Raw genomic sequence first — 26,408 nt, 5'->3', positions numbered from 1 at the left:
CCCGTATATTTAATTTTGTGAAAATGACGGGATAGACGCTCATCATCGCGTTCATTATTATCCGGAAGATATTACCTTGGCTTACCGGTGCCCGCCAGTGGGCCTGTACGCCAGGATTCCAGCTTAGCCCTTATTTAGTCCTTTTTGTCGCTTTTCGGGGTGATTAGTCAAGTTACTTTCGGCAATCTGGACCCATAAGACAACTTTCATTGAGTGAAAGTGTTTTTTATTAAGGGTTATAAAAAATTGCACATTTTGTCCTTAATTTTCCGCTGGCGACTCAAAAGCGTTTAGGAAGAACAGTATAATCGCCGAGAAACGAGTTTGAAATTTGGGGATCGGTTTCCAATGCGCCAGATGTTGCCCGAGTCGAGTCTTCACTTGAACGAAATGGCTGTTTGTGATTCAGATGCCCAGGCTCAAGAGGGGCGCTCTCCAGGGTATTTAAATCTTGCAGCGTTGACTTCGCTTTTCCTTCTGTGGGGTTTTATCACCGGGCTGAATGATGTTCTGGTACCACATCTTAAAAATGTTTTTGAGCTGAGTTATACCCGCGCTGTTCTAGTACAGTTTTACTTTTTTGCGGCCTATTTTCTGGTTTCCGTTCCTGCTGGGTTGCTGTTGCGTAGAGTTGGCTACCAGTTGGGGTTGGTCTTTGGTTTGTTAGTGGCTTGTGCTGGTTGCCTGGTTTTTATTCCTGCTGCGCGCCTGCAAATCTATGAAGTGTTTTTATTGGGGCTTTTTGTACTGGCTTCTGGTATTACAGTATTGCAGGTATCGGCAAATCCCTACGTTATTGCTTTGGGTAGTGCCAAAACGGCTCCAAGTCGTTTAAACCTAACCCAAGCATTTAACTCTCTGGGAACTACCTTGGCGCCGGTTGCCGGTGGTGCCGTTTTTTTTGCCGCGATTTCAATGGGCGCCGATCCCGATACGGCAACTAGTGTCGATGAATTTCGCGCTAGGGAGGCGGCCCTGGTGGAAAAACCCTATTTTTGGTTGGCAGTAGTGCTGTTGATGATGGTGGCTTTTTTCTCCTGGATTCGCTTGCCGACAATCCCCGAACACCGCCTTTCTCACAGTACAAGTCCGCCCCGCAGTGAGACTTTTTCCATTTGGCGCTTTCCCAGATTGACACTGGGAGCAATTGGTATTTTTGCCTATGTAGGCGCCGAGGTAGCTATAGGAAGTTTCCTGGTTAGCTTTTTTAGTGAATCCTCTGTTGCTGAAATGCAGTTATTTGAAGCGGCAAAGTATGTTTCCTACTACTGGGGTGGCGCTATGGTAGGCCGCTTTGCCGGGGCTCTGCTGCTGCGCTATGTCTCTGCGGGAAAAACACTGGCGGTGTGTTCGCTGGGTTCCGTAGTGCTTATCGTGGTTGCGATGCTCTCCTCTGGTTATTTGGCTGTATGGTCGATTGTCGCTGTGGGGGTTTGCAACTCCATTATGTTTCCAACCATATTCAGCCTGGCGTTGCGAGGTTTGGGTCAGTACACCAGTCAGGGCAGCGGTGTCCTGTGCATGGCCATTGTTGGCGGTGCGGTTATTCCATTGCTTCAGGGGGTGCTCGCCGATGAAGCGGGTATTCAGATTTCTTTTTTAGTACCGCTGCTGTGCTACTGCTATATCGCTTATTACGGTGCTTTTTCTCCGACTTTGCGTGGCGCTGCGATGGAGTAGTGGGCAAGGGCAACTGAAACTTTTCTCCAGGCTATTTTTTAAGTAGTCCAGCTAGAAATTGTTTTCCGCCTTGTCTGTGATTTAGCCCAATCCATCGGATTTCTATTGGCGCTCCTCGGCAAGTATTGCACTTTGCTCCGTTGATACCGTTGCGTGGAATACCTGAAATCCAATCGGGGCCTTATTGGCTGTGGCTGGAGTATGGGATTTACACTGAAATAATAATATCTGTGTTACTCATTCTGGTAGCTATGGAATTGGTAGGACAGAAGGACTCGCGTGGGAAAATTTTGGGAGTTATCCGTGAAATTTAAAAAACGATTTTCACTGAGCTTAATGCTCTGTGTTTCGGCACTTGTTGGCTGTCAGCCGCAGGGAGAAGAAGTTCCGTCAAAAGAGGATAACTCCCAGATAAGCAGTGGAGGTAGCCTGGAAAACTGGCCGCTACTCGAGCCCGCGTTTCTACGCAGCGAAAAGTTGGAAGCGCGTATTTCCGAAATTATGTCGCGCATGTCTTTGGAAGAGAAGGTGGGGCAAATGATTCAGGCGGAGATCCGCCACGTCACCCCTGAAGATGTTAAGAAATACCATCTGGGCTCTGTGCTAAACGGTGGTGGTGCCTTTCCAAACAACGATAAGTTTGCCACGCCTAAAGATTGGCTCGCGCTTTCCGATGCCTTTTTCAAGGCCTCCATGGACACTTCAGATGGCGGTGTTGCTATTCCCCTGATTTGGGGCTCCGATGCGGTGCACGGTCACAATAATGTTATTGGGGCAACTCTTTTTCCCCACAATATTGGCCTCGGGGCGGCGAAGGATGCTGAGCTGATCGAGCGTATTGGTCGTGCGACCGCCCGCGAGGTCGCTGTTACCGGTATCGACTGGACCTTTGCCCCCACTGTGGCGGTAGTGCGGGATGACCGCTGGGGACGCACTTATGAAAGTTATTCTGAAGATCCGGCTGTAGTGGCTGACTATGCGGAAGCCATGGTGAAAGGGTTGCAGGGGGGCAAGAACGAAGCCGATTTTCTTCGCGGGGAAAACCTAGTGGCTACGGCTAAGCATTTTGTCGGTGACGGTGGAACTACACGTGGAATCGACCGCGGGGATAATGCTGTGCCTGAAAAGGAACTGGCAGAAGTACATGCGGCAGGTTACCTGACCGCTTTGCCCGCTGGTGTGCAAACGGTAATGGCTTCTTTTAATAGTTGGAATGGTGAGAAGCTGCACGGCCATCAATACTTGCTGACGGATGTCTTGAAGGAGCGTTTGGGTTTTGATGGATTTGTAGTCGGGGACTGGAATGGCCACAGTTTCGTGCCGGGTTGCACTCTGGAAAGTTGTGCCGCGGCAATTAACGCTGGTCTGGACATGTTTATGGTGCCTGCGGATTGGAAGGCCCTCTACAACAATACCTTGGCTCAGGCGAAGAGCGGTGAAATCCCCACTGAGCGTTTGAATGATGCGGTGCGCCGCATACTGCGAGTGAAACTTCGCGCCGGCTTGTTCGAGCGTAATATGCCCCTAGCGGGCAAGGCTGGCATTCTCGGCAATGCCGAGCACCGCGCTATCGCCAGAGAGGCAGTGCGGAAGTCTTTGGTGTTAATGAAAAACAATGATCAATTGTTGCCGCTAGCTGCGAAGCAGAATGTTCTAGTCGTCGGCGATGGGGCCGACAACCTCTCCAAACAAAGTGGTGGTTGGACAATATCCTGGCAGGGCACTGGTAATACCCGTGAAGATTTTCCCGGTGCTACTTCCATCTTTGAGGGCATCGCCGCAGCCGTAAAGAGCGTGGGTGGTGAAGCCATACTGAGTGAGGATGGAAGCTTTACCGATGCCAGCTTTGCCAATGGCAAGACACCCCAGGTGGCTATTGCCATTTATGGTGAAGAACCCTACGCGGAATGGCATGGTGATATCACAAATCTGGAATACCAGCGCGGTAACAAGAAAGATCTGGCACTGTTGAAGAAATTGCGTGAACAGGAAATTCCAGTTGTCAGTGTTTTCCTGTCCGGTCGCCCGCTTTGGGTGAACAGTGAATTAAATGCATCGGATGCTTTTGTGGCCGCTTGGCTGCCGGGGTCTGAGGGTGCCGGTGTGGCCGATGTATTATTCCGAGGTGCCAAAGGTGAGATTCGATACGATTTCACTGGTAAGTTGCCCTTTAGCTGGCCGATGTACACCAATCAAACGGCTTTGAATCCATACCACGAGCACTACGATCCCTTGTTTGCTTTGGGTTACGGCTTGAGTGTGAATGACGAATCCCTGGTCAGCAACGACTTGCCTGAGACCAGCGAAAATATGGCTGCGGGTGGACTGGAGGATGCCTGGTTATTGGTTTCCCGTCCGCGCGCTCCCTGGGTATTGAATATTGCCGAGGACGGAGCCAAGGCAGTTCCAGTGAATGGCAACCGAGCGGCCAGTGGTGAGGATAACAATATCGTTGTGACCTCGATTGATATGTCCTCTCAAGAGGATGCGCGTTTGATCGAGTGGAAGGGCCTGCGCCCCGGTGCTGTGCAGTTGTCTGCGGAGTATATGCAGAACTTGGGCATTTATTTGGAGGAGGGCTCAGCCTTGAGTCTGAATATTCGCGTTGACCAGAAGCTGCGTGAACCGTTACAAGCGGCGGTGACTTGTGGAGAGGACTGTATTGCCAGAGTGCCGCTGCAAGCCACTCTGAAAACCATACCGCTGAATGACTGGACCCGTCTCTCGGTGGACCTGCAATGCTTCGCCAAAGCTGGCGCTGACTTTAGCAAGGTTTTCAGTGCCTTCCGCTTGGAGAGTGAGGGGGCCGCAGCGATAGCCGTAGCCAATGTTCGATTGGTACCCGATGCGGCAGCTTCTGCTGATATTCGCTGTGCGGGTTAGTGATTTTCATCTCTAGCCGTTTTTGGTAATTAAATGCCCGGGTCTGTAAAAATTGAGGTCTGGGCTACACCTCTCTTTTAAGTGGTTGAGTTGCTGAAGAGCTGTAGCTCTGCAATATCCCGCTTCCCGCTCAGAAGTCCATCAACTCAAGTTGCCAGCACCGGTATACTGTGTCGATCTCAGTTCCAGGGTATAGGCAGTGACCTCCAAATCCGCAGCAAATTCTCTACCGCAACTTATAAAGTCTTCGATGCAGCGCCACCCGGCTCTGGGACAGCTATGGGTTGGATTTTCTGGTGGCTTGGATTCCACTGTCTTGCTGCATCTTCTCAACCAGAATGGTATCCCCGTTAAGGCAGTGCATGTGCACCACGGCCTAAGTAGTAATGCAGAGCGCTGGCTTGGCCACTGCGAAGCTGTTGCCCGTGAGCTGCAAGTGCCTTTTGTTGCGGTGCGTGTGCAAGTCGATAGAAGCGGTGGTGGGATAGAGCAGGGGGCGCGTAAGGCTCGCTACAAGGCTTTTGATTCGGTGATGTCCTCCGGTGATCAAATTTTGCTCGGTCACCATGGGGATGATCAGGCAGAAACCTTTCTATATAGACTAATGCGGGGAGCGGGCGTCCTTGGGCTTTCGGGTATGGCGGAGAGTCGGCCGTTGGGTGAGGGTAAATCCTTACTTCGTCCTTTGTTGTCAGTGGGGCGCTGTGAGCTGGAAGCCTGGGCCCTTGAACACGGGCTCAGCTGGATTGAGGATGAGAGTAATGCTGATGAGGCTTTTGAGCGCAACTATTTACGCCGACAGGTCATGCCTGTTTTATCCACCCGTTGGTCGGCACGGCAGAGTATTCAGCGGGCTGCAGATAATCTTAGGGAATCTGCATTACTGCTAGAGGAGTTGGCGCTTGCTGACTTGCAGATCTGTGATATCAGGCGAGAGAGGTTAGGGGAGAGCCTCTTTTTAGCGACGTTCACGAATTTAAGTATTGCGCGGCGCAAAAATCTACTGCGCGGTTGGGTGTTGCTGCAGGGTGGTATGGCACCGGAATCCGTGGTTCTGCAAGAAGCTTTGGCGCAAATTGAGAAAGCGAGTGCGGATGCCCAGGTGGAAGTACGACTGGGTGGGTGTGTAGTGCGACGCTTTCAGCGGCGCCTCTATCTGACCCCTGTCATGGAGCCCTTTTCTACCACGGAAGAAAGCCTTCAATGGGATGGCGTGTCAGCACTACTGTTGCCCAGAGGTGGTGTACTGGAATCGGTGCAGGGTTGGCCTCAGGGGGTATATCAAGTGAAATACCGCCGGGGCGGTGAGCGCGTCCAGCCTCTCGACCGACTTCGTTCCCAGACTCTCAAGAAGGTGTTGCAGGAGAGAGCGTTGGAACCCTGGCTGCGAGACCGGATACCGCTCGTGTATCTGGATGGAGAGCTGGTGGCAGTTGCCGATTTATTCTGCTGTAAGGCGGGCTGCTCCACTTTGCCAGTAGCACCTTCGGTGAAACCGCCCAGCTGGCGGTTTTTCGATTGAGCGGAGAGGGGTTTTCTGCTACCCTGGCGCCCCGTCTCAAAGGCACCGGGAGAAGCTGGATTATCCGCCCGGGCCAGCCCTGTAAGCTCGACATTCATCGAGCGCTCAACTGACCAAGGTTTTGCATGACGCGCTATATTTTTGTAACTGGTGGCGTGGTTTCCTCGTTGGGGAAAGGTATCGCCTCCGCCTCTTTGGCCGCCATTCTCGAGGCCCGTGGCCTCAAGGTTACCATCCTCAAACTGGACCCCTACATCAACGTAGACCCGGGTACCATGAGTCCCTTCCAGCACGGCGAGGTGTATGTCACCGAGGATGGTGCCGAGACTGACCTGGACCTGGGTCACTACGAACGCTTTATCCGTACCCGGATGTCCAAGCGTAACAACTTCACCACCGGCCGTGTGTACGAGACCGTACTGCGCAAAGAGCGCCGTGGTGACTACTTGGGTGGCACCGTACAGGTGATCCCACATATTACCGACGAGATCAAACGCCGCGTTGTAGAAGGTGGCCGCGATGTCGACGTCGCTATTGTTGAAATCGGTGGCACCGTAGGTGATATCGAATCCCAACCGTTCCTGGAATCCGTGCGTCAGCTGCGTGTGGAAATGGGCACCAACCGCGCCCTGTTGATCCACCTGAGCTATGTGCCCTTTCTTGCCACTGCTGGTGAAACCAAGACCAAGCCGACCCAGCACTCTGTTAAAGAGTTGCGTTCTATCGGCTTGCAGCCGGATATTCTGCTGTGCCGCTCCGAGCGTGAGATCGACGAGGACTCCCGCCGCAAGATTGCACTGTTCACCAATGTTGAAGAGCGCGCTGTTGTACCGCTGCCCGATGCCAAGACCATCTACGGCGTACCGCGTCTTCTGCACAGTTACGGTCTTGACGATATCGTTGTGGAAAAACTGCAGCTGGAATGCCAAGCACCAGACCTTTCCGAGTGGGACGAAGTGGTCGATGGCAAGCTAAACCCGCAGCACGAAGTGAAAATTGCCATGGTTGGCAAATACATGGAGTTGCTGGATGCCTATAAGTCCCTGATCGAGTCCCTGACCCACGCGGGAATCAAGCACCGCTGCAAAGTGGATATCGACTTTATCAACGCTGAAGACGTTGAGGGTGAGAACGGCATTGACCTGATCAAGGATGCCGATGCAATCCTGGTTCCCGGTGGATTTGGTGAGCGCGGTTTAGAGGGCAAGCTTGAATCTGTTCGCTACGCTCGTGAAAACAATATTCCTTACCTGGGCATCTGCCTCGGTTTACAGTCTGTGGTTATCGAGTTCGCGCGCAATGTGCTCGGCCTCGAAGGTGCCAACAGTACTGAATTTAATACTAAAACCCCGCACCCTGTTATCGGCCTGATCACAGAGTGGATCGATAGTGAAGGCAATATCGAGAAGCGCGACGAGCAGTCCGACCTGGGTGGCACCATGCGCTTGGGCGGCCAGGAGTGTCGCTTGGCTAAAGACACTAAGGCTCGCGATATCTACGGCGCAGACGTCATTGTAGAGCGCCACCGCCACCGCTACGAAGTGAACAACAACTACGTTGATCGCCTGCAGCAAGCCGGTTTGAAAATTGGCGGCTGGTCTGCAGACGATACCCTGGTAGAAATGGTTGAATTGCCGAATCACCCCTGGTTCGTTGCTTGCCAGTTCCACCCGGAATTTACTTCAACCCCGCGCGACGGCCACCCGCTGTTCGAAAGCTTTGTTGCCGCCGCAATGAAGCAGCGCGAAAACCAGGGTTAAAAAATAATTCCACCTCAACTCTAAGTTAGTTGAGGCGGAGATAACAGGGAATAAACTGTGAAAACAATTGAAGTCGGAAATATTCAGGTCGCCAATGATAAGCCCTTTGTGCTGTTTGGTGGTATGAATGTACTGGAATCCCGCGACCTGGCGATGCAGGTGGCTGAGCACTATGTAAAAGTCACTGAAAAACTGGGTATTCCCTATGTTTTTAAAGCGTCTTTTGACAAGGCCAATCGCTCTTCCATCAACTCCTATCGCGGACCGGGAATGGAAGAAGGCCTGAAGATTTTTCAGGAAATCAAAGACACCTTTAAGGTCCCCTTGATTACCGATGTCCACGAAGTACACCAGGCTGCTCCGGTTGCCGAAGTCGTGGATATTATCCAGCTGCCGGCCTTCCTGGCCCGCCAGACTGATCTGGTCGCCGCTATGGCAGCGACTGGTGCAGTGATCAACGTCAAAAAGCCCCAGTTTATGAGCCCTCCGCAAGTTAAAAATGTGGTGGAGAAATTTGCTGAGTGCGGTAATGAAAATATTCTTTTGTGTGAGCGCGGTGCCTGCTTTGGCTACGACAATCTGGTTGTCGATATGCTGGGCTTCAGCACCATGATCAATGCCTCCGGTGGTGCGCCGCTGATTTTTGATGTCACCCACTCACTGCAAATGCGCGATCCTTCCGGTGCTGCCTCTGGTGGTCGCCGTGCACAGGTCACTGAGCTGGGCCGAGCAGGTTTGGCTATTGGTATTGCCGGCCTGTTCCTGGAAGCACACCCGAATCCAGATAAGGCATTGTGTGATGGCCCCAGTGCATTGCCACTGGAGAAGCTGGAACCATTCCTCGCACAGATGAAAGCTGTGGATGATTTAATCAAAGGCTTTACGCCTCTGGATACTGAATAAAAGTAAGAAATACATAGCGCGCGCCCTTTTTGGGCGCTTGGTACTTATTCTGTAGCTATTATTTATGGAAGCTACGATTAGAGATTCTCACAAAAAACTGTGAGAAAAAGTTTCACAAGAGTAAGAGCCCTTAACTGTTGTGTGCAGCTATTGGTAAATTTCTTTCAGTAATTACCTTTTTAATAAGTAACAAGTTTAGTTAGTACTAATACGGAGCCCATTGTTAATGAGCAAGATTGTCGCTGTTAAAGCCTACGAAGTGCTGGATTCCCGCGGTAACCCTACCGTCGAAGCCGATGTAATCCTGGAAGACGGTTCCATTGGCTCCGCCTGCGCCCCCTCCGGTGCCTCTACTGGCTCCCGTGAAGCGCTGGAACTTCGCGATGGCGATAAAAGCCGTTACTTGGGCAAAGGCGTATTGAAAGCGGTTGAGAATATCAACACGACTATCGCCGATCTGTTGAAAGGTATGGATGCTACCGATCAACGCGCTTTGGATAAGGCGATGATCGATGACGACGGTACTGAAAACAAAGCCAAGCTGGGCGCTAATGCTATTTTGGCGGTTTCACTGGCGGCCGCTAAAGCCGCTGCAGCTTCCAAAAAAATTCCCCTGTATCAGCACATTGCTGAGGTAAACGGCACTCCGGGTGAATACTCTATGCCGGTTCCGATGATGAATATCCTCAACGGTGGTGAGCACGCCGACAACAATGTGGATATCCAGGAATTTATGGTTCAGCCCGTTAAAGCTGAATCTTTTGCCGAAGCCCTTCGCCAAGGTGCAGAGATCTTCCATTCACTGAAAAAAGTACTGTCCAGCAATAGTTTGAATACTGCGGTTGGTGATGAAGGCGGTTTTGCTCCGAACCTGCCATCCAACGAAGCCGCTCTGAAGGTCATTGCTGAAGCGGTAGAAAAGGCTGGTTACATCTTGGGGGATGACATTACCCTGGCTCTGGACTGTGCTTCTTCCGAGTTCTACAAAGATGGCAAGTACGACTTGGCTGGCGAAGGCAAGCAGTTCGACAGTGAAGGTTTCGCCAGCTATTTGGCCGATCTGTCCGCCAACTATCCGATCCTGTCTATCGAAGACGGTATGGACGAGAGCGATTGGGACGGCTGGAAAATTCTCACCGACAAGATAGGTGACAAAGTACAGCTGGTAGGCGATGACTTGTTTGTAACTAACACCAAGATCCTCAAAGAAGGTATCGAGAAAGGCGTGGGTAACTCCATCCTGATCAAGTTCAACCAGATCGGCTCCCTGTCCGAAACTCTGGACGCGATTAAGATGGCAAAAGATGCAGGCTACACCGCTGTAATCTCTCACCGCTCTGGTGAAACCGAAGACACCACCATTGCTGACCTGGCTGTAGCTACCGCTGCTGGTCAAATCAAAACCGGCTCCCTGTGTCGCTCCGACCGCGTAGCTAAGTACAATCGTCTGCTGCGTATTGAAGCTGAGCTGAACGGTTCCGCTCCTTACCGTGGCCGTGCTGAATTTAAATAATCAATATTTGAATCGCACATTGGTATTGCAGAGGGATTCCTCTGCAATACCTATAATACGAACAAGCGAAATATCGTAATCTCGTATGAAATGGCTGCTGGGAATTCTTACCTTTATTCTGCTTGCCACTCAGTATCGTCTCTGGGTTGGTGATGGCAGTTTCGCCGAAGTTACCCGTCTCAAACGACAGCTTGCTCAGCAACAGGAAAAAAATGCAGCTTTGGCGCGGGAAAATCGCCAGTTGTTGAGAGAAGTACGAAGCCTGAAAGTGGGCACTGATGGTGTCGAAGCCAAGGCACGCTATGATTTGGGATTGATTAAGGAAGGGGAAACCCTGTTTATCTTCCTGGATTCGGAAGAGGCTAAAAAGTGATTACAGATTATTGGGTGGTTGTACCCGCTGCGGGTGTTGGTAAACGTATGGGAGCCGATCGCCCCAAGCAGTATTTACCATTACTGGGGCGCCCTTTATTGTCCCTAACCCTGAGGAATATTTTAAGTTGGCCGGGACTTGCTGGCGTTGTTGTGGCCCTATCAAAGGATGATGAATTTTTCCCGCACTTGAAAGAAGCTTCTCACCCATTAATGCACACTGTAATTGGTGGCGCTGAGCGAGCGGATTCTGTCCTCTCAGCCCTGGAATTTCTCGCTCAACGGGAACATGGCGACACCCCAGTGCTTGTACATGATGCCGCTCGGCCATGTGTTGCAATGGAAGACATTAGTGCACTATTGCACAGCCAGGTTGCACAGACCGCGCTGCTAGCGCGTCAGGCCAGTGATACTGTAAAGAGAGGGTCTGAGATAAGCGGTGTTCAATGTGTTGAGCAAACCCTGGATCGCAATCAGATATGGCTTGCACAGACCCCTCAGCGAGCACCTCTTGCGCTACTTCGCTCTTGCCTCAGTCAAGCATTACAGCAAGGTGAAGCTGTTACAGATGAGGCAAGTGCGTTGGAAATTTTTGGTCACTCTCCGCAACTTGTTGAAGGTCGGAGTGACAATATCAAAGTGACCCACCCCACCGATATCGTAATTGTAGAGACCATTTTACGTCTGCGCTACGCTCCCACCGAGGATTATCGATAGTGAGTTTTAGAATTGGCCAGGGCTTTGACGTGCATGCGTTTGGCCCTGGCGATCATGTTGTGCTTGGTGGAGCAAAAATTCCCCATAGCTTTGGTTTAAAAGCCCATTCCGATGGGGACGTGTTATTGCATGCACTTTGCGATGCGCTTCTTGGTGCTTTGGCTCTCGGTGATATCGGTCATCATTTCCCCGATACGGATGAGCGTTTTAGTGGCGCGGATAGTCGCGCCCTTTTGCAACATGTTATGACCCTAATTAAGGAAAGGGGATATCGCCTGGTGAATGCTGATACCACTCTCATTGCGCAGGCTCCCAAGATGGCTCCTCATATAGAAACCATGCGCGGCTATATTGCTGCGGATTGCGGTGTGGATATCGCCGATATTAGTGTGAAAGCAACGACTACGGAGAAGCTTGGCTTTACCGGGCGGAGTGAAGGAATTGCGGCCCAGGCCACTGTTTTACTTGAGCGATATGATGTCTGAAGTCTGGAATCTAAATTGGCCCCGTGCTTTGGGTGGGGCGGCAATCTCTGCTGATTTTCGTACTGTTGCGGAAGATTTTGTTGTCGATGAGATGGCCTTTCCCGAACCTACAGAGGACGGGGAGCATGTGTACCTGCATATTAAGAAGCGGGGGGCCAATACTGTCTGGGTGGCAAAACAGCTAGCCAAACTCGCCGGAGTGCGCCCTCTGGATGTCAGCTACTTTGGGTTGAAGGATCGACATGCCGTAACCACGCAGTGGTTTAGTGTTTGGCTCGGACAGAAGCCAGAGGCAGATTGGTCGCAGATCAATAGTGAAGAAGTTTCACTTCTGAGGTTTTTTCGAGGCGGCCGTAAACTACGTCGCGGGGAGCATGTAGGCAATCGGTTTAAAATTCGCCTGCGCAATGTAAGCGGTGATCGAGCGGCTGCGGAAGAGGTGCTTAAACAGATAGGCGGCGGAGTGCCAAATTACTTCGGTGAGCAGCGCTTTGGTATCGATGGCGGCAACCTGGACCTGGCGCGTCACCTGGCGGAAGAAGAGGGACGCTGTCGTAAGAATGAAAAGGCCTTTGCCATGTCGGCTGCGCGCAGTTGGCTGTTTAATCAGGTATTGGCAGAAAGAATCACTCAAGGCTGCTGGCAGCAAAGTATTGAGGGTGAGCCACAAAGTGAGCCCAGTGGTCCTTTGTGGGGGCGCGGTAGAAACCTCGCCACAGGTCCTCAAGGCGAATTGGAGCAGCAAGTACTAGAGAAGTGGCTGAGCTGGTGTAACTGGCTGGAACATTGCGGGCTCAAGCAAGAGCGAAGATCATTGGCCCTACGTCCAGAGGCTTTTCGTTTTGAGTGGCAGTCTGATGACCTCCTCTTGGAATTTGCGTTGCCGCCTGGGGCATTCGCAACAGCCTTGCTAAGGGAGGTGGCACAGCTGGTCAATGTGAACTCGGACACATAAAATTTGTGGCTGAAAGCGAGAGTTATACAGGGGATGGAATAAAAGCTTATGGACCGCTTGAGACACGAAGGCTTGGGAATGACCTCCCAGCGAACTCGCAATCGCCTGATCCAACGCTTGAGGGATGAGGGCATTAGCAATGAAGAAGTCCTCGATGTGATGGCTTCGACCCCCAGGCACCTTTTTCTGGATGAAGCCCTGGCGATCCGCGCCTATGAGGATACAGCTCTGCCAATTGGCTATGGCCAGACAATATCCCAACCTTACATTGTTGCCCGCATGACGGAGTTGCTGATGAGCAGGGCCAAATCCCTGCATAGAGTTTTAGAAGTTGGTACGGGTTCCGGCTACCAAACCGCAATTCTTTCTAGGCTGGTTGAACAACTTTTTTCTGTTGAGCGTGTCGAACCCTTGCTCGATAAGGCCCGCCAGCGTCTTAACGAGTTGGGATATCGGAATATTGAATACAATCTCAGTAGTGGTGGTTTTGGCTGGCCGGAAAAAGGGCCTTATGATGCAATCCTGGCAGCAGCGGCTCCCTCAACGGTTCCCGATGAACTCAAGCAACAGTTGGGACCAAATGGTGTGCTGGTTATTCCGGTGGGTTCGGAGCAACAGCACCTGATGATGATCTCTCGTCGCCAGGATACCGATCAGTTCGATGTGGAAAAGCTAGAAGCAGTGCGGTTTGTGCCGCTGCTTAGTGGTGTGGTTCGATGAAATTTAGAGAGCTCTTTAAGAGCCGGTACCCGGGTGTAGTGCTGCGTGGTATGGGAATGGGTGCTGCAGATGTTGTTCCGGGGGTTTCCGGGGGGACCATTGCTTTTATTACAGGGATCTACCAGGAGTTACTCGACTCTTTGAGCCGGATAGGGCCTCACTGTATTACGATAATGCGGGAGGAAGGGTTATCTGCGACGTGGAAGCACATCAATGGCAGCTTCCTGTTATCCCTGTTTTTAGGGGTGTTGATCAGTATCTTCAGCCTGGCGAGGATTATTAGTGGCCTTTTGGAGCAATATCCTATTCTCGTCTGGTCTTTCTTTTTCGGCCTAGTGCTGGCTTCTACCTTCCCTATTCTTCGCAATATCCCCAGGTGGTCTCTTTCGACAGCGGTCTTTCTCTTTCTAGGCATCGCGCTGGCAGTTGTTGTCAGTGAGCTTCGTCCTGGGGATATCCCAGCCACGCCACTTACTTTATTTTTATCTGGAGCATTGGCAATTTGTGCCATGGCTTTGCCCGGAATTTCAGGTGCCTTTATCCTGCTTATGATTGGGATTTATCCCAAGGTGCTCACTGCAGTACATGAGCTGCAATTGTCGAATTTATTGTACTTTGCGGTTGGGGCCGCTCTGGGGTTAATGCTTTTTAGCCGATTGCTTTCCTGGTTGATGCACAAATATGTCGCTCGCACATTGGCTTTTCTTTCAGGAATCTTATTAGGTAGCCTGAAAATAATTTGGCCCTGGAAGCTACCAATCAGTGGCGCCGAAACTGTTTCCAGTAAGCTTGCGCCATTACTCGCGAATACATCCCCGTCGAACTTTATGGCCCAGACAGGTGAGAATGCGAATCTGGGGCCTGCGATTATTGCCGCTTTGGTTGCTGCTGTACTGGTTCTCGCGGTGGACTATTTCGGAGGGGGGCATCGAGGTAAATCCTACGCCACACCGCAATAAGATCTGGAATATCTCGGTATGGCAGCTTTTTATGAAGCTTTTCCAATGATTTTTAGAGCTTTTCTTTAGACACTTTTTCCATAAATGCCGTGGTCTGATGTAAAAAGAGAATAATGGAATGTCATCTTTTACGACAAGTTGAGGCCCATTTTTGGCGGAACAATAAGCCTAATATTGGTCATTTTTTGACTTTGATGTTAAAAATATTAGGCGTCTGTGTCGTGGCTATAGCCCTGGTTTCCTGTGCTGGCCACAGAGCACCGAGTAGTTCCCTAAATCAGCCTCCAAGTATCCGTCTCAATCATCATACTGTGAGCCGCGGGGATACCCTGTATTCTATTGCCTGGCGTTACGGTCAGGATTTCCGCAAGCTGGCGGCTATCAATGGCATTAAACCTCCCTATAATATTTATCCCGGCCAACGCTTACAGTTGAATGGTAAAGTGCCGCGTCAAGTCGCCTCAAGCTCGCCTGTAGCCAGAAAAAAAGCTGTGGCTAAGCCTGTGTCCACAAAAAAAGCTATTCCCGCCAAGAATAAAAAATCTTTAACGAGAAGCTCTACGCGCCAGAAGCCTCAAAGTAAGCGAACAGGGACGATTCACTGGAGTTGGCCTGTCCGTGGACAAGTCATCAGCAAGTTCCGCTCTGGAGACCCCTTGCGGAAGGGTGTTGATATCGCCGGTGAAAAGGGAGAATCTGTATCGGCAGCAGCTGATGGCACTGTTATCTACGCTGGCAGTGCATTAAGAGGGTATGGAAAACTGCTGATCGTTAAGCACAGCGATGTTTACTTGAGTGCTTATGCCCACAATCACCGACTGTTGGTGAAAGAGGGTAGTAAGGTCAAAGCTGGACAACGGATAGCGGAACTGGGTTCGAGTGGTACCAACCGCGACAAGCTCCACTTTGAAATACGAAAAAACGGTCAGCCAGTGGACCCTCTCGCGTATCTGCCTTAAGCCGGGAGAGTGCTCTAAAGCTCTGCAAATAAAAATGGACTTTTAACTAATACCACTTGGGGTGGTCACAGCAATCGTGGCGACCAAATGGTCAAGCCGATTCTGTGGCTGTCGCACATGTGTACCTGATTGGTCGTTTTTTAGACCGATTCTGGTCTCATGCTATGCGGTTGATATTGGCAAAGTACAAGGAGCAGGGGAAATGGAAGCACAACGGCAAGACCAGTCCATGACTGGCCAGGCAGAAGACTTTCCTCCTGAGTTGGCGGTAGAGAATGATGAGCAGAAACTAAATTCCGAAAAAGGTAAAAGTAGTGGCCGTACGCGGAGAAATGCGGCAAAAAATAACTCCGTTTCCTCCCCCACAGAGAAGAGTCGGGTTAGCAGGTTGGATGGCGATGGCCATTTACAGAAGAACCTGGATGCCACCCAGCTCTATCTCAATGAAATAGGCTTTTCCCCCCTACTGACCGCTGAAGAAGAGGTTTATTACGCACGCAAGGCCTTGCGTGGTGATGCTGCATCAAGAAAGCGTATGATCGAGAGTAACCTACGCCTTGTTGTAAAAATCGCCCGTCGCTACGTTAGTCGTGGCCTCGCATTGTTAGACCTAATCGAAGAGGGCAACTTGGGGTTAATTCGCGCTGTTGAGAAGTTTGATCCGGAGCGAGGTTTCCGCTTTTCTACTTACGCTACTTGGTGGATACGTCAGACAATAGAACGAGCCATTATGAATCAGACTCGTACTATTCGCCTGCCAATCCATGTAGTAAAAGAGTTAAATGTGTATCTTCGAGCATCTCGTGAGCTTGCACAGAAGCTGGATCACGAGCCATCTGCAGAAGAGATTGCTAACTTGTTGGAGAAACCTGTAGAGGACGTCGAACGGATGCTGGGGCTCAATGAGAGAGTCACCTCCGTAGATACTCCTATAGGCCCTTCTTCCGAGAAGACGTTGGTTGATACTATACCCGACCAGCAGGAGTCTGATCCGGCAGAACTCCTTCAGGATAGCGACCTTTTCGATAGCATTAATCGCTGGCTTGGTGAGCTTCCCGACAAGCAGTGTGAAGTTGTATCCAGGCGCTTCGGATTACGTGGCTTTGAGGCGAGCACTCTAGAAGAAGTTGGGCGTGAGATTGGTCTCACTCGTGAACGGGTTCGCCAAATCCAAGTTGATGCACTGAAACGTTTAAGGGAAGTTATGGAAAAGCAGGGACTTGACGGGCAATCCCTGTTTGGAAATCTCTAATTTTGGCCCCTAAATAGGGAGGCCCCATGAAAGGTGTGTTTCGTGGGGCTTCCTCAAACTAACTGTGATAGCGATGTAATACGTCACAGTTTCCGTTTTTCTACTCCAAGAGCGCTTATTTTCTCACCCAGCGACCAAGGTTATCCTGGTAGTACTCCCCACGGGATAGGCGGGCCTCTAGTTTCTCGGCAGCACGTGCCGCAACTTGGGCAATATCGACATTGTGGCTTTTGGCAATCTCGGTATAGGCCTGCTTACGTTCCGCATTTATTTTTTTTACCAGCTTCTCCAGTTCAGGCGAACTGGCGTCCACAATAGCGATATAGCCACTGTTTGCTTCTCCCACTAACCCTTGCTTTTTGGCCTCTTCTAAGGAAATCGCCATTGCGGGTAACGCCATTATCAAGCCCAGAACTAATAGAGCTTTCTTTACCATACTCATATTCTATCTCCTCAGAAAATGCCTTCCTTGTCGTCAAACAGGTTTTCAAGATCTTTGTCCACTTTGACCCGGATTTCATGTTCAATCTTAACATTCAGGTTTACAGTAATTGGCTCGCTGGGGGCCTTCACTGCTACAGTAGGTGTGCAACCTATAGCAATCAAAGTGTACAGTACTCCTAAAAGAATCAGCCGGCTGGCCCTCATCTGATACTCCTTATGGTGCCACTTAGGCGCCTTTTATTTGTTGCATCTTCAGCAGTTACGTCAAAAATCAGGCCAGGTTCGCCAACTGCGTCGGGAGTGACCACATTTGGCAATTGTAATGGCTCTACCTTAACCCGCTCTGAATTAGTCGACCTTATGCACTAGTGGGGAGAGCCTACTTTACTAGCAACCTATTGGTCCAGTTGCTTTTCTAACGCTGTTGTCAGGTCACGGCTGGCTTGTAACGAGCGCAACATCGCAGGAATATTATTCTCAAGGTTGAGGTTAATAATCAGGTCTCTTTCTGAATCCATTGATTCACTACGCCCGACAAGTTTTAAGTTGAGTAATAGGTCTCCACTGGGAGGATATTGCAAGTTGCCTTCCAGGGTGCGGAAGTCATAGTCTTCAAGGGCATTTGAGATCAGTTTCAGCTGGGGATTGCCCTTGAGCATCTGCTGAGAAAAGGCACCATAATATCTTAGCTCTCCGCCAGGCTCGACTGCTTCCAGATGACCATTTTTAACGGTAATTCCATGGGGGCCTGTGGTAATAGGTATGGTTAAGTTAAGACGTCCTTTGGCTTTGAAACTTTCCGATTCGGTTTCTTGAGCTAGCTGTTCCAGAGATACATGCTCTGCGTACAAGGTACTGTTGCGCTCTATATTATCCAGATTCCAATACAAAGCTTCGGAAGACAGTTTTCCATCAAGAAACTCTGCAGAAAAATCGTTTAGGATAAGATCTTGTGTTTTATTTACAGACAGAGAAAAGGACAAATTATTTAGAGGTAATCCTGCGTTGATGGATTCTATAGTCAGAGGCTGTGGTTTAGATGTAAACCATTTTCCTCTATGAGTTTCCACCAGAACATTCCCATTAACTCCTGCAGCAAAGCTACTATCGTAGATCGCAGCGATATTAGTTAAACTTATATCGATAGTATCAGTTGATTGGCGAGGCCATGATATAGCGCCATTGGCAGAAAGCCCCCCAGAAACGATATCTAAAGGTAAGCCTTGGAAAACCTTACTGAGAGGTGCTGCGGAATTGAACTCAACATATGGCAGTGAAAATTGAAGAGCGCCAACTGCTAACTCGATATCATGATGCAAACTTGAGGTGAGTTGTAAATTACCGGCCTTAACTTGGCTTTGTCCCTCAAGCTTACTCCCGTCCAGGGAGAGAGAGCCAGTAAGAGAAGTCTCAAGGGTATAATTTTCAGGGGTAACGACCTTAAGTCTGTTACTACTAAAGTCACTGCTGAACTGTGAGCTATCTCCTGAAGATATTACTTTTATATTATTCATATCTAGTGTTCCAGATAAGGTCGCATGCTCACTGGAGAGATTGCTAAAATGGTTGCTTGATTTTTCAATAATGCAACTTTTGATGCCTGATAAAATTTCACAGTTGACTTTAGGTGCTATAAGTTCCGCTTCCCTAATCTTGAATTCCTTAGCTTTCAGCTCTCCAAGTGAGGCTTTAACTTGTTCCAGTTTTAAATTCTGAATGTCGCCATCTTCCTGGAAGTGAATGGATGATGAAATATCCACTTTTCTGAGAACAACACCCGCGGGCATATCAATTATTACAGGAGATTTGACCTCGAACTTAAACCTGCACTCGGTAAAATTTTTGATAATGCACTGAATGTGTTCAATTTTTGAAGAGGCTGAATTAGGGGTGTTTTTGGCTTTTAGCTGAGTGACAATTAATCCATCGTGAATTTGTAAGTTGAAGGAGTTGGATTCCGAGGGGCTCCCGGTAATATGAATGTTCTTCTTAACTTCGGCTTGAATTTGATTATGATTTAACCCGCTGGTGAGTAAGGGAGACTCTTCTTTCAGGCCGGTTATTTCTGCATCAAACAGTAAATTGCTTTTTGGTAAGATAGTTAGACGAATTTGCTCAAGCCAGTTTTTATTTATAGATGATGTTTCGGTAAAATTTAAGTGAGCCTCACTTTGAAAGCTGAGATATCCTTTGGGATTGGTAATTTCGAGTGAAGGAAAGTAATTCTTAGTCAAAAGGGGCTTGATTAGTGGTTCTACGCCAGCCAGATCGACAGAGCCCTTCAATTGGAACTTAGGGTTGGGTGTTAGATCGCTATATTCGAACCTAAGATTTGCCAAAAGATTTTTGCTGCCAGAATCTTTTAGTGTTGAAACCTCAATTGAGCCAGAACCAGTGACGGACTCTAACTGAATAGGATTTAGAGTCTTTAGTTTGAGTTCTATGGGTGACTGAGTTGACAAGTGAGCTTGTATCTTTTTATTGGAAGATTCAATGGGTAAGCTCAATCCCAGGTTATCACTCTCAACTTTAAATAGAATATCCTGATAGTTTGCCTTGGATAAGATTTCGTCTGGAACGAAGGCGCGAGCATTAATCAGTATATTCCCACTGGCTCTCATCCCATCTACAGGGGTTTCGGTCAATACTTCAGAGATGTTTAGAATCGACTCAATGGAATTTAGGTTTGATGATGCACTCGCATCTAGTTTCCATTGATTTTGATGGGTTTTGGATATATCTATTTCCAGTCGAGAAGGTTCTTTAATTAAGCCAGAGCTTATTTCTGTAACTGTAGTAATGTCGCTTGAAGTCAAATTGGCTTTAAGTGAAAGTTCGTGATTTCCGGTTTTGATTGAGCTGAAAGGTGTTTGTATATGGATCTCTGTATTATGCCGGTTAATTTTCAGTGGGCCAGCCTTCAAATCATCACCAAATTCAATTTCTCTTACGAATACTGATCCAGGTATAAAGCTTATTATATTCTGAGTTAAATTACTTAAGGTGAGAGTGTTTTCTTTAGAGGGTATCTTTTCAGTTTTGTTAGGTTTGCTTGACGTAGAGTTTTTTATTTCAGAGTATGTGAGTTTGCCAATTGATAGCTCAATCTTTTGGGTATTATCCCGATCAAAAATAATATGAAAAGGATAGAGTATTTTAACCTTGTTCAGGATAAGGTTATTTTTTCGGTTGGACTGAAGGCGGACTTGTTCGATAGAAGCTTCCTTGATGCCTAATTTCAATCCGGATAATTGCTGAATAACAACTTCGCCTGCAAATAGGTTGATCATCTGAGAGACAACAATATCTTTTTTCCACCAACTACCAACTAGAAAGGTAGCTAAGAGTACTGTAGTCACAATGATAAGAATACGGGGTTTTCGCACTTTAAAACTCTTAACTTATAGAGTGGAGGTGATTTCGTATAATCGCTAGAAAACTGCAGCAGTCATGTAACGGGTTAATAGCGTCTTTTGCAGATCTGTAACAAGATATCTTATCAGACTGTCAGGATAATACTTTGTGAGAGTTAGATTATTGACTACTAAGATGGTTCACCTACCCACCAAAATGAGAAATGAATGTTGGGTCATAAGATGTCAGCCACTCTGTCCTGCAGCAGTTTTAGGTGTCATTGCATCTGTTATTATTCTCCGGCTTTGGGTGTAAAAGCCAGAAAGCAACAGGCTTAGCCTGCAGTCCCATTCGAATGAAGTATTAAGGCTGTATTGGGCTTTGATAGCAATGCAGATACCTCATGAGGGAGGGGTATCTTGACCTGCAACACCTGGAATCTTTTGTAGACTCACTCAGTGATTAAGGTGTATGTTAAATAGTCTGAAGCTATCAGCAAGAGTCTTATAATTGTTTTTGCTGTGGAGATTCTCACTTACGATAGGGGGCAGTCCGCACGTGGTTAGAGTTGCTGTCCAGGCTGAAATCTGCTACTGGAGTGGCGGGCGGGTAACTAGAAGTTTTCATTGATTAGAAGATAGCCGATCAGTTTACCCCTACTAAACCACTGCCTCTGTCAATGGACCAACAAACAGTCCAAGAACCCCATTCTTATCAAACTAAAAATATAAGATTTTTAGTCGGTGATTGGTGGAGAGAGGCTTAAATAGCTAAAAAATTGACCATCCGCTAGAGGGATAAATACGGCGATGATTCTGGGTGGGTATTGAATCTGCTTAGGAACCGTTGCTTGAGCTGTGCAAAATGAGCCTAATTTGTGATTGGTAAACGGGGGATGGATCTTAGAGATATTCAAGATTAGAAGAGGTATTATCTATTTATGTTTTCTTTAGCCTGTGTTGGCATATACGAGCCCAATTTACACGGAATTAATCTTCCATGGGGGCGAATTGAATGAGGATATTTAAAAAATGCAAGACGCTCAGCCGAAGACTATTTACCTCAAAGATTATCAAGTACCAGATTATCTGGTAGATAGCACAGATCTTCATTTTGAATTGGAGCCCAAGGCGACTCTGGTAAAGTCACAGCTAAAAATCCGTAGGAACCCCAAGGCGGGTCAAGGTTTGCCGCCTTTACTTCTGGATGGCGTCGATTTAGAGCTGTTATCTATTGCAATTGATGGTTCAATTCTTCCCGAGGTCTCATATCAAGAAACCCTCCAGGGATTGTCTATATTGGTGGATAAGCCTGAATTTATATTGGAAATCCATAATAGAATTAATCCTGAAGATAATACTTCTTTAGAAGGTTTGTATCTTTCAAATGGTATGTATTGCACACAATGTGAGGCAGAAGGGTTTAGAAAGATAACTTTTTACCCCGATCGTCCGGATGTGATGTCGAAATTCACCACTACTATCGTTGCGCCAAAAGATCATCCTGTATTGCTATCCAATGGTAATCAGATTGATTTTGGCAATTGTGAGAATGGTCGTCATTTTGCGACCTGGGAGGATCCTTTTGCGAAACCATCTTATCTATTTGCTTTGGTGGCAGGGGATTTGGAAAATGTAGAGGATACTTTTGCTACTAGTAGCGGGCGTGAAGTAAAACTCCAAATTTTTACTGAAGCAAAAAACATCGGTAAATGCGAGCATGCCATGCGCTCCCTGAAAAAGGCTATGAGTTGGGATGAGGAAGTATATGGCAGAGAATATGATCTAGATATTTTTATGATCGTGGCGGTAGATCATTTCAATATGGGGGCCATGGAAAATAAAGGGCTAAATATCTTCAATTCAGCTTGTGTGCTGGCGAGTCCTGAGACAGCAACCGATTCTGCCTTCCAGAGAATAGAATCTATCGTTGGGCATGAGTACTTTCATAACTGGTCGGGAAATAGAGTTACATGCCGGGATTGGTTTCAGCTCAGTTTAAAAGAAGGTTTTACGGTGTTTCGTGATGCCGAATTTTCTGCTGATATGAATTCTCGGGCTGTTAAGCGTATCGAAGATGTTTCACTATTACGAACCAACCAGTTTGCTGAAGACGCGGGCCCTATGTCACACCCAATAAGGCCAGATTCATACATAGAGATTTCCAATTTCTATACATTAACAGTATATGAAAAAGGTGCGGAAGTAGTCCGGATGTTGCACACCCTATTGGGGAAGGAGAAGTTTCGCAAAGGTAGCGATCTCTATTTTGAACGACATGATGGAAGTGCAGCAACCTGTGAAGATTTCATCCTGTCGATGGAAGATGCTAATCAGGTAAACCTCACCCAGTTTCGACATTGGTATAGTCAAGCTGGAACTCCAATCTTAGAGGTTACAGACAGCTTTGATCAAGCAACGGGCAGATATAGCCTCAAAGTTTCTCAGTCTTGCCCAACTAGGGCGAACCAGGATCAAAGTCTACCACTTCATATCCCGATTAAAATTGGTTTGCTGGATGTGGATGGAAATAACTCTATTCTCAACAATGAAGGGGACATTGAGGAAGTTCTGGAGGTTACTCAGCCTGAGCAACTCTTTGAGTTTAGTGGATTTCGGAAAAAACCCCTGCCATCACTTTTGCGTGATTTTTCTGCGCCTGTCAAAGTTCGTTACCCCTATACCGGGAAACAGTTGATTTTCCTGATGCGTAATGATTCAGATACGTTTAACCGTTGGGATGCATCGCAGCGTCTTGCATTTATGGCCCTTTCACAACTACAGCAAGACTATCGTAGTGGAGAGGCACTTCAGTTACAGCCTGAACTGATAGAGGCATACCGGGATGTGCTAAAAGATAGCACACTAGATCCCGCCTTAGTGGCAGAAATACTACGATTGCCAAGTGAGCAATCCGTTGCAGAGATGAATGATCTTATTGATGCTGAAGCGATAGTTGTAGCGCGAGATTTCGCCTTAAAAACTTTGGCAACGGCATTGGCTCCTGAGCTGTTACAAAGATATACAGCGTTGGATCACCAGAAACCCTATAGTCCCAATGCAAAAGATATTGCTGAGAGAAGCTTGAAAAATACTTGCTTATCTTATCTTGCAGCTACAGAAAAAGATGATGCGTTAAATATTGTACAAAAGCAGTTTGAGACAGCTGGGAATATGACTGATAGCGCCGCAGCACTGAGTGCATTGATTAACTACGGAAGTGCTCCGAAGGTTGATTCGGCAATACAAGAATTCTATCAGTGCTGGAAAGATGATACTCAAGTTGTGGAGCTTTGGTTAGGGCTGCAAAGTAGCAGTGCCCGAAATGGAACTCTTGCCAATATCAAAAATTTAACAAAGCATCCATCCTTTGAGATTAAAAATCCAAATAAAGTTCGAGCGGTACTCGGTGGCTTTGCTAATCGAAACTTTAAGCAGTTTCATAAGGAAGATGGTAGTGGCTTCTTCTTTATTGCTGAGCAGGTCGTTATGCTAGATAAAATTAATCCACAGATAGCAGCACGGCTTGTTGTGCCGATTACACGCTGGCAAAAATACAGTGATGATCTTTCGGGTAAAATGAGAGAGGCTCTTAAGGGTATTCTTGATTCTGGTGGGTTATCTAAGGATGTTTTTGAGGTGGTGAGTAAAAGTATAAACTAAAGCTCAGTTGTCAAGTTCGTTATATGGGGCGATAAATTGCCCCATTTTTGACTTGAGCGTGAAGCACTCTAAATTTCTTTATAATATTGGTCTTATCCGCTCGCTGCCAAGTTTAACTAAGTTAAGTTTTTCGTTGAGTAGTTTTAGTTCGGTGATGGATGTATAGTCAGGACGGAACTGCTGAATTTTAGAATTATCCAGAACATGTGCTACTACAGAATTGATTACCATAAAGTGGCAAAATACTATAGTGTCTTCTTGAATACTTAAAAGATAGTGAATGATTCCGTCACGCCACTTCTTTTGTTGTGTATTGTTGGGGTCCCAATTCTGATCTAATAAAGAACGTAGCCAAGGTAAGCGTTGTTGTAGTGTGACCCCTTTGGGTGTAGGAATTTCGCTGACTCTGTTTTCTAAAGTAACGATTTTCCTCCACTTCTCTGCTAAAGGTTGTGCAGTTTGTTGTGCGCGTAGTTTGGGACTACTAACTATATTGAGATCCGTATTTTCAGTGAAACTTTGAGCTAAAGTTGAGGCTTGTTTATGTCCCAAGGTGGTGAGAGTTGGGTCAGGTATTAGAGGACCTTTTGCGGCCTCACCATGACGGGCAAGTAGAATTTTTATCATGCTTTTGATTTTATAGGTATTTATTTAAGGCTTCATTGGGAATATCTTGCCATAAGTTGAGTAAATCCGTGGCATTAAATTCTCTAGAGGTTGAATTTTGGCCTAATCGCTTACTGTTGGTGCCTGAATAGACAGCCCAATCCCCTCCAGGAGTACCTATTTCAGCAAAGCTAAGCCAGGATCCCTGAATAGAGGCGCTGAGCAGATGGGCCTCGGTTTCTCCACCGTACAGCATCTTAAGAGAATCTTCGCCATGGGTTCCAAATACATAGCCGAGCTCTACTGCATGACAAGCCCCTAACAGAGGTTGAGAGGCAAGGGGTTGTGTGAAATGGTAGTGAAAACAATTACCGGGATATCCATTGAGATGCCTGAGGCCTGGGAGGGTAAATACCATATCTGTAAGCATTAGATTCCAGGTTTTACTCCATATTGGCCAATGATTATCTTTAGTTATAGAGGCTTGTTGATAATAATAATTGATAATGGGTTTTAGCTTATCTTCAGGAATTAACCACTCTAGGTGTTTACAAATCTTTTGATAAGTAAGTGTATATATTTCCGGATTGGATGCACTAAACAAATTCCATTCTTCTAGATTGCTTCCTAAAAGGAGTGGGAGACCTTTTTCTGTTGTTTTTCTACTAAGTTTTGTATCTTCTATAAGTTTATTGTCAATAACGGGTTTAAAAGGAAGTTTTCCCCATTTTTGATGTAGCTGTGTAGCTTCTAGAATTTTTTTCTGTGCTTGTAAAAGTTCTTTTGCTGTATAGTGATAAAGTGATTTTCCTTTACTTATTTTCCTGAGATGAAAAGTAAAGGCTTCAGCCATCTGGTTTGCCTGCTCGATAGAATGAAGGGCTCTGGGGTGGCCGCTTTGCACAATGGCACGAGCATATAATCCTTGGCATTCAGAAATATTCAAAATAGAGGCGATACTCATGGCGCCTGCAGACTCGCCAAAAAGTGTAATATTGGCTGGGTCTCCACCAAATACGGAGATGTTATTTTTTACCCACTTAAGTGCGGCAATTTGATCCAGAATGCCCTCATTACCGGTAGAGGGAATCTCGCAGATGTCCTTGAGGCGTAAAAACCCAAAAGAGCCTAGTCGATAGTTGAATGTAATGATGATGGCCCTGCCACTGGCAGCTAAGTAACTACCATTGTAAATAGGTTGACAGCCAGAGCCCATATAGAAAGATCCCCCATGAATCCAGAACATAACTGGAAGCTTCTGTGAGGGGTTGACTGGGGGAGAAAAAATGTTGAGATGTAAACATTCCTCCCGCTCAGGAATTTCGCCATCTCGTCCTCGGACTTCCATTAATGTGGATGGGTTTTGCGCAGCCGGCATGCCGAATTCTTCTGCATGATATGGAGTTGTCCAGGGGGGGAGCTCTTCAGGAGGACTCCAGCGTAGTTCTCCTACGGGGGGGCGGGCATAAGGTATCCCAAGAAACTTATGGATCCCCAATTTCAAATCACTTTTACCGATGATGGGGCCAGAGCTAGTTTCTATTATTGGCGTCAGATTTTTATTTAAGTGTTTGCCAACATCTGGATCCTTAGTCATTTCTGGCGCCCCTATCTCTAAAACGAAATCTCAGATTTGTTTTTTCAGTGTGAATGGTTGCATGA

General features: G+C 47.6%; 20 protein-coding genes. 15 read left to right on the top strand and 5 right to left on the bottom strand.

Annotation, left to right across the window (positions count from 1 at the left end; translation table 11 throughout):
• Nucleotides 1-348 precede the first annotated feature (348 nt).
• The 14 genes from ACJJIT_RS13815 to rpoS all read left to right on the top strand — a co-directional run bounded on the left by ACJJIT_RS13815 (nt 349) and on the right by rpoS (nt 16,680).
• Nucleotides 349-1,680, top strand: a complete 1,332-nt coding sequence (locus ACJJIT_RS13815; RefSeq protein WP_444898764.1) for a sugar MFS transporter — start codon at nt 349-351, stop codon at nt 1,678-1,680.
• A gap of 336 nt (nt 1,681-2,016) precedes the next feature.
• Nucleotides 2,017-4,563, top strand: a complete 2,547-nt coding sequence (locus tag ACJJIT_RS13810; protein WP_444900920.1) for a glycoside hydrolase family 3 protein — start codon at nt 2,017-2,019, stop codon at nt 4,561-4,563.
• A gap of 199 nt (nt 4,564-4,762) precedes the next feature.
• Nucleotides 4,763-6,085 carry a tRNA lysidine(34) synthetase TilS gene (gene tilS, locus ACJJIT_RS13805; protein WP_444898763.1) on the top strand — a complete coding sequence of 441 codons (1,323 nt, stop codon included), beginning with the start codon at nt 4,763-4,765 and terminating at the stop codon, nt 6,083-6,085.
• Nucleotides 6,086-6,210: 125 nt separating this feature from the next.
• Nucleotides 6,211-7,845, top strand: coding sequence for a CTP synthase (locus ACJJIT_RS13800; protein ID WP_252085084.1), 1,635 nt, complete (start codon nt 6,211-6,213; stop codon nt 7,843-7,845).
• Between the two features lie 57 nt (nt 7,846-7,902).
• Nucleotides 7,903-8,748: a 3-deoxy-8-phosphooctulonate synthase gene (gene kdsA / locus ACJJIT_RS13795; RefSeq protein ID WP_444885663.1), complete on the top strand. Its 846-nt coding sequence runs from the start codon at nt 7,903-7,905 to the stop codon at nt 8,746-8,748.
• Between the two features lie 226 nt (nt 8,749-8,974).
• Complete coding sequence (gene eno / locus ACJJIT_RS13790) at nt 8,975-10,261, top strand: phosphopyruvate hydratase (protein WP_444898762.1); 1,287 nt, start codon at nt 8,975-8,977, stop codon at nt 10,259-10,261.
• An 85-nt stretch (nt 10,262-10,346) separates the two neighbouring features.
• Entirely contained in the window at nt 10,347-10,634 is a 288-nt protein-coding gene (locus tag ACJJIT_RS13785; RefSeq protein WP_444898761.1) for a septum formation initiator family protein, read from the top strand.
• Nucleotides 10,631-11,350 carry a 2-C-methyl-D-erythritol 4-phosphate cytidylyltransferase gene (ispD, locus tag ACJJIT_RS13780; protein WP_444898760.1) on the top strand — a complete coding sequence of 240 codons (720 nt, stop codon included), beginning with the start codon at nt 10,631-10,633 and terminating at the stop codon, nt 11,348-11,350. Before ACJJIT_RS13785 ends, ispD begins: the two co-directional genes overlap by 4 nt.
• Nucleotides 11,350-11,835: a 2-C-methyl-D-erythritol 2,4-cyclodiphosphate synthase gene (gene ispF, locus ACJJIT_RS13775; protein ID WP_252085088.1), complete on the top strand. Its 486-nt coding sequence runs from the start codon at nt 11,350-11,352 to the stop codon at nt 11,833-11,835. The genes ispD and ispF overlap by 1 nt, the downstream gene beginning before the upstream one ends.
• Nucleotides 11,828-12,790, top strand: a complete 963-nt coding sequence (gene truD, locus ACJJIT_RS13770) for a tRNA pseudouridine(13) synthase TruD (RefSeq protein WP_444898759.1) — start codon at nt 11,828-11,830, stop codon at nt 12,788-12,790. The genes ispF and truD overlap by 8 nt, the downstream gene beginning before the upstream one ends.
• Nucleotides 12,791-12,838: 48 nt before the next feature.
• The gene (locus ACJJIT_RS13765; RefSeq protein ID WP_444898758.1) at nt 12,839-13,510 is read left to right on the top strand and encodes a protein-L-isoaspartate(D-aspartate) O-methyltransferase; all 672 of its coding nucleotides are present in this window, start codon (nt 12,839-12,841) and stop codon (nt 13,508-13,510) included.
• Nucleotides 13,507-14,469, top strand: a complete 963-nt coding sequence (locus ACJJIT_RS13760; protein ID WP_444898757.1) for a DUF368 domain-containing protein — start codon at nt 13,507-13,509, stop codon at nt 14,467-14,469. The genes ACJJIT_RS13765 and ACJJIT_RS13760 overlap by 4 nt, the downstream gene beginning before the upstream one ends.
• A 194-nt stretch (nt 14,470-14,663) precedes the next feature.
• The gene (locus ACJJIT_RS13755; RefSeq protein WP_444898756.1) at nt 14,664-15,428 is read left to right on the top strand and encodes a peptidoglycan DD-metalloendopeptidase family protein; all 765 of its coding nucleotides are present in this window, start codon (nt 14,664-14,666) and stop codon (nt 15,426-15,428) included.
• A gap of 202 nt (nt 15,429-15,630) precedes the next feature.
• Nucleotides 15,631-16,680, top strand: a complete 1,050-nt coding sequence (gene rpoS / locus ACJJIT_RS13750; protein ID WP_252085093.1) for an RNA polymerase sigma factor RpoS — start codon at nt 15,631-15,633, stop codon at nt 16,678-16,680.
• A gap of 115 nt (nt 16,681-16,795) precedes the next feature.
• Here the strand turns inward: rpoS and ACJJIT_RS13745 are convergent, their stop codons facing one another.
• From ACJJIT_RS13745 to ACJJIT_RS13735, 3 genes are all read right to left on the bottom strand, one after another.
• On the bottom strand, nt 16,796-17,122 hold the full coding sequence (locus ACJJIT_RS13745; RefSeq protein ID WP_444885655.1) for a YdbL family protein: 327 nt from the start codon (nt 17,120-17,122) through the stop codon (nt 16,796-16,798).
• A gap of 11 nt (nt 17,123-17,133) precedes the next feature.
• Nucleotides 17,134-17,328, bottom strand: a complete 195-nt coding sequence (locus ACJJIT_RS13740; RefSeq protein ID WP_252085095.1) for a YnbE family lipoprotein — start codon at nt 17,326-17,328, stop codon at nt 17,134-17,136.
• A gap of 191 nt (nt 17,329-17,519) precedes the next feature.
• Entirely contained in the window at nt 17,520-20,510 is a 2,991-nt protein-coding gene (locus ACJJIT_RS13735; protein ID WP_444898755.1) for an intermembrane phospholipid transport protein YdbH family protein, read from the bottom strand.
• Nucleotides 20,511-21,509: 999 nt separating this feature from the next.
• Between ACJJIT_RS13735 and pepN the strand changes: the two genes are divergently transcribed.
• Nucleotides 21,510-24,140 carry an aminopeptidase N gene (gene pepN / locus ACJJIT_RS13730; RefSeq protein WP_444898754.1) on the top strand — a complete coding sequence of 877 codons (2,631 nt, stop codon included), beginning with the start codon at nt 21,510-21,512 and terminating at the stop codon, nt 24,138-24,140.
• Between the two features lie 78 nt (nt 24,141-24,218).
• On the opposite strand, the gene ACJJIT_RS13725 is transcribed toward pepN, so the two are convergent.
• Complete coding sequence (locus ACJJIT_RS13725; RefSeq protein ID WP_444898753.1) at nt 24,219-24,767, bottom strand: histidine phosphatase family protein; 549 nt, start codon at nt 24,765-24,767, stop codon at nt 24,219-24,221.
• A gap of 10 nt (nt 24,768-24,777) precedes the next feature.
• Nucleotides 24,778-26,343, bottom strand: coding sequence for a carboxylesterase/lipase family protein (locus tag ACJJIT_RS13720; protein ID WP_444898752.1), 1,566 nt, complete (start codon nt 26,341-26,343; stop codon nt 24,778-24,780).
• Between the last annotated feature and the right edge of the window lie 65 nt (nt 26,344-26,408).

The sequence above is a fragment of the Microbulbifer mixtoriginis (SeqCode) genome (genome assembly GCF_052467515.1).
The sequence above is the reverse complement of the archived record's forward strand: the minus strand, read 5'-3'. Positions and strand labels throughout refer to the sequence as shown.

What these genes read in the sequence shown, in the direction of transcription:
- ACJJIT_RS13815 (WP_444898764.1), top strand. Translation starts at nt 349, where the DNA reads ATGCGCCAGATGTTGCCCGAGTCGAGTCTTCACTTGAACGAAATGGCT.
- ACJJIT_RS13810 (WP_444900920.1), top strand. Translation starts at nt 2,017, where the DNA reads ATGCTCTGTGTTTCGGCACTTGTTGGCTGTCAGCCGCAGGGAGAAGAA.
- ACJJIT_RS13800 (WP_252085084.1), top strand. Translation starts at nt 6,211, where the DNA reads ATGACGCGCTATATTTTTGTAACTGGTGGCGTGGTTTCCTCGTTGGGG.
- eno (WP_444898762.1), top strand. Translation starts at nt 8,975, where the DNA reads ATGAGCAAGATTGTCGCTGTTAAAGCCTACGAAGTGCTGGATTCCCGC.
- ACJJIT_RS13785 (WP_444898761.1), top strand. Translation starts at nt 10,347, where the DNA reads ATGAAATGGCTGCTGGGAATTCTTACCTTTATTCTGCTTGCCACTCAG.
- truD (WP_444898759.1), top strand. Translation starts at nt 11,828, where the DNA reads ATGTCTGAAGTCTGGAATCTAAATTGGCCCCGTGCTTTGGGTGGGGCG.
- ACJJIT_RS13765 (WP_444898758.1), top strand. Translation starts at nt 12,839, where the DNA reads ATGGACCGCTTGAGACACGAAGGCTTGGGAATGACCTCCCAGCGAACT.
- ACJJIT_RS13760 (WP_444898757.1), top strand. Translation starts at nt 13,507, where the DNA reads ATGAAATTTAGAGAGCTCTTTAAGAGCCGGTACCCGGGTGTAGTGCTG.
- ACJJIT_RS13755 (WP_444898756.1), top strand. Translation starts at nt 14,664, where the DNA reads ATGTTAAAAATATTAGGCGTCTGTGTCGTGGCTATAGCCCTGGTTTCC.
- rpoS (WP_252085093.1), top strand. Translation starts at nt 15,631, where the DNA reads ATGGAAGCACAACGGCAAGACCAGTCCATGACTGGCCAGGCAGAAGAC.
- ACJJIT_RS13745 (WP_444885655.1), bottom strand. Translation starts at nt 17,122, where the DNA reads ATGAGTATGGTAAAGAAAGCTCTATTAGTTCTGGGCTTGATAATGGCG.
- ACJJIT_RS13740 (WP_252085095.1), bottom strand. Translation starts at nt 17,328, where the DNA reads ATGAGGGCCAGCCGGCTGATTCTTTTAGGAGTACTGTACACTTTGATT.
- pepN (WP_444898754.1), top strand. Translation starts at nt 21,510, where the DNA reads ATGCAAGACGCTCAGCCGAAGACTATTTACCTCAAAGATTATCAAGTA.
- ACJJIT_RS13725 (WP_444898753.1), bottom strand. Translation starts at nt 24,767, where the DNA reads ATGATAAAAATTCTACTTGCCCGTCATGGTGAGGCCGCAAAAGGTCCT.
- ACJJIT_RS13720 (WP_444898752.1), bottom strand. Translation starts at nt 26,343, where the DNA reads ATGACTAAGGATCCAGATGTTGGCAAACACTTAAATAAAAATCTGACG.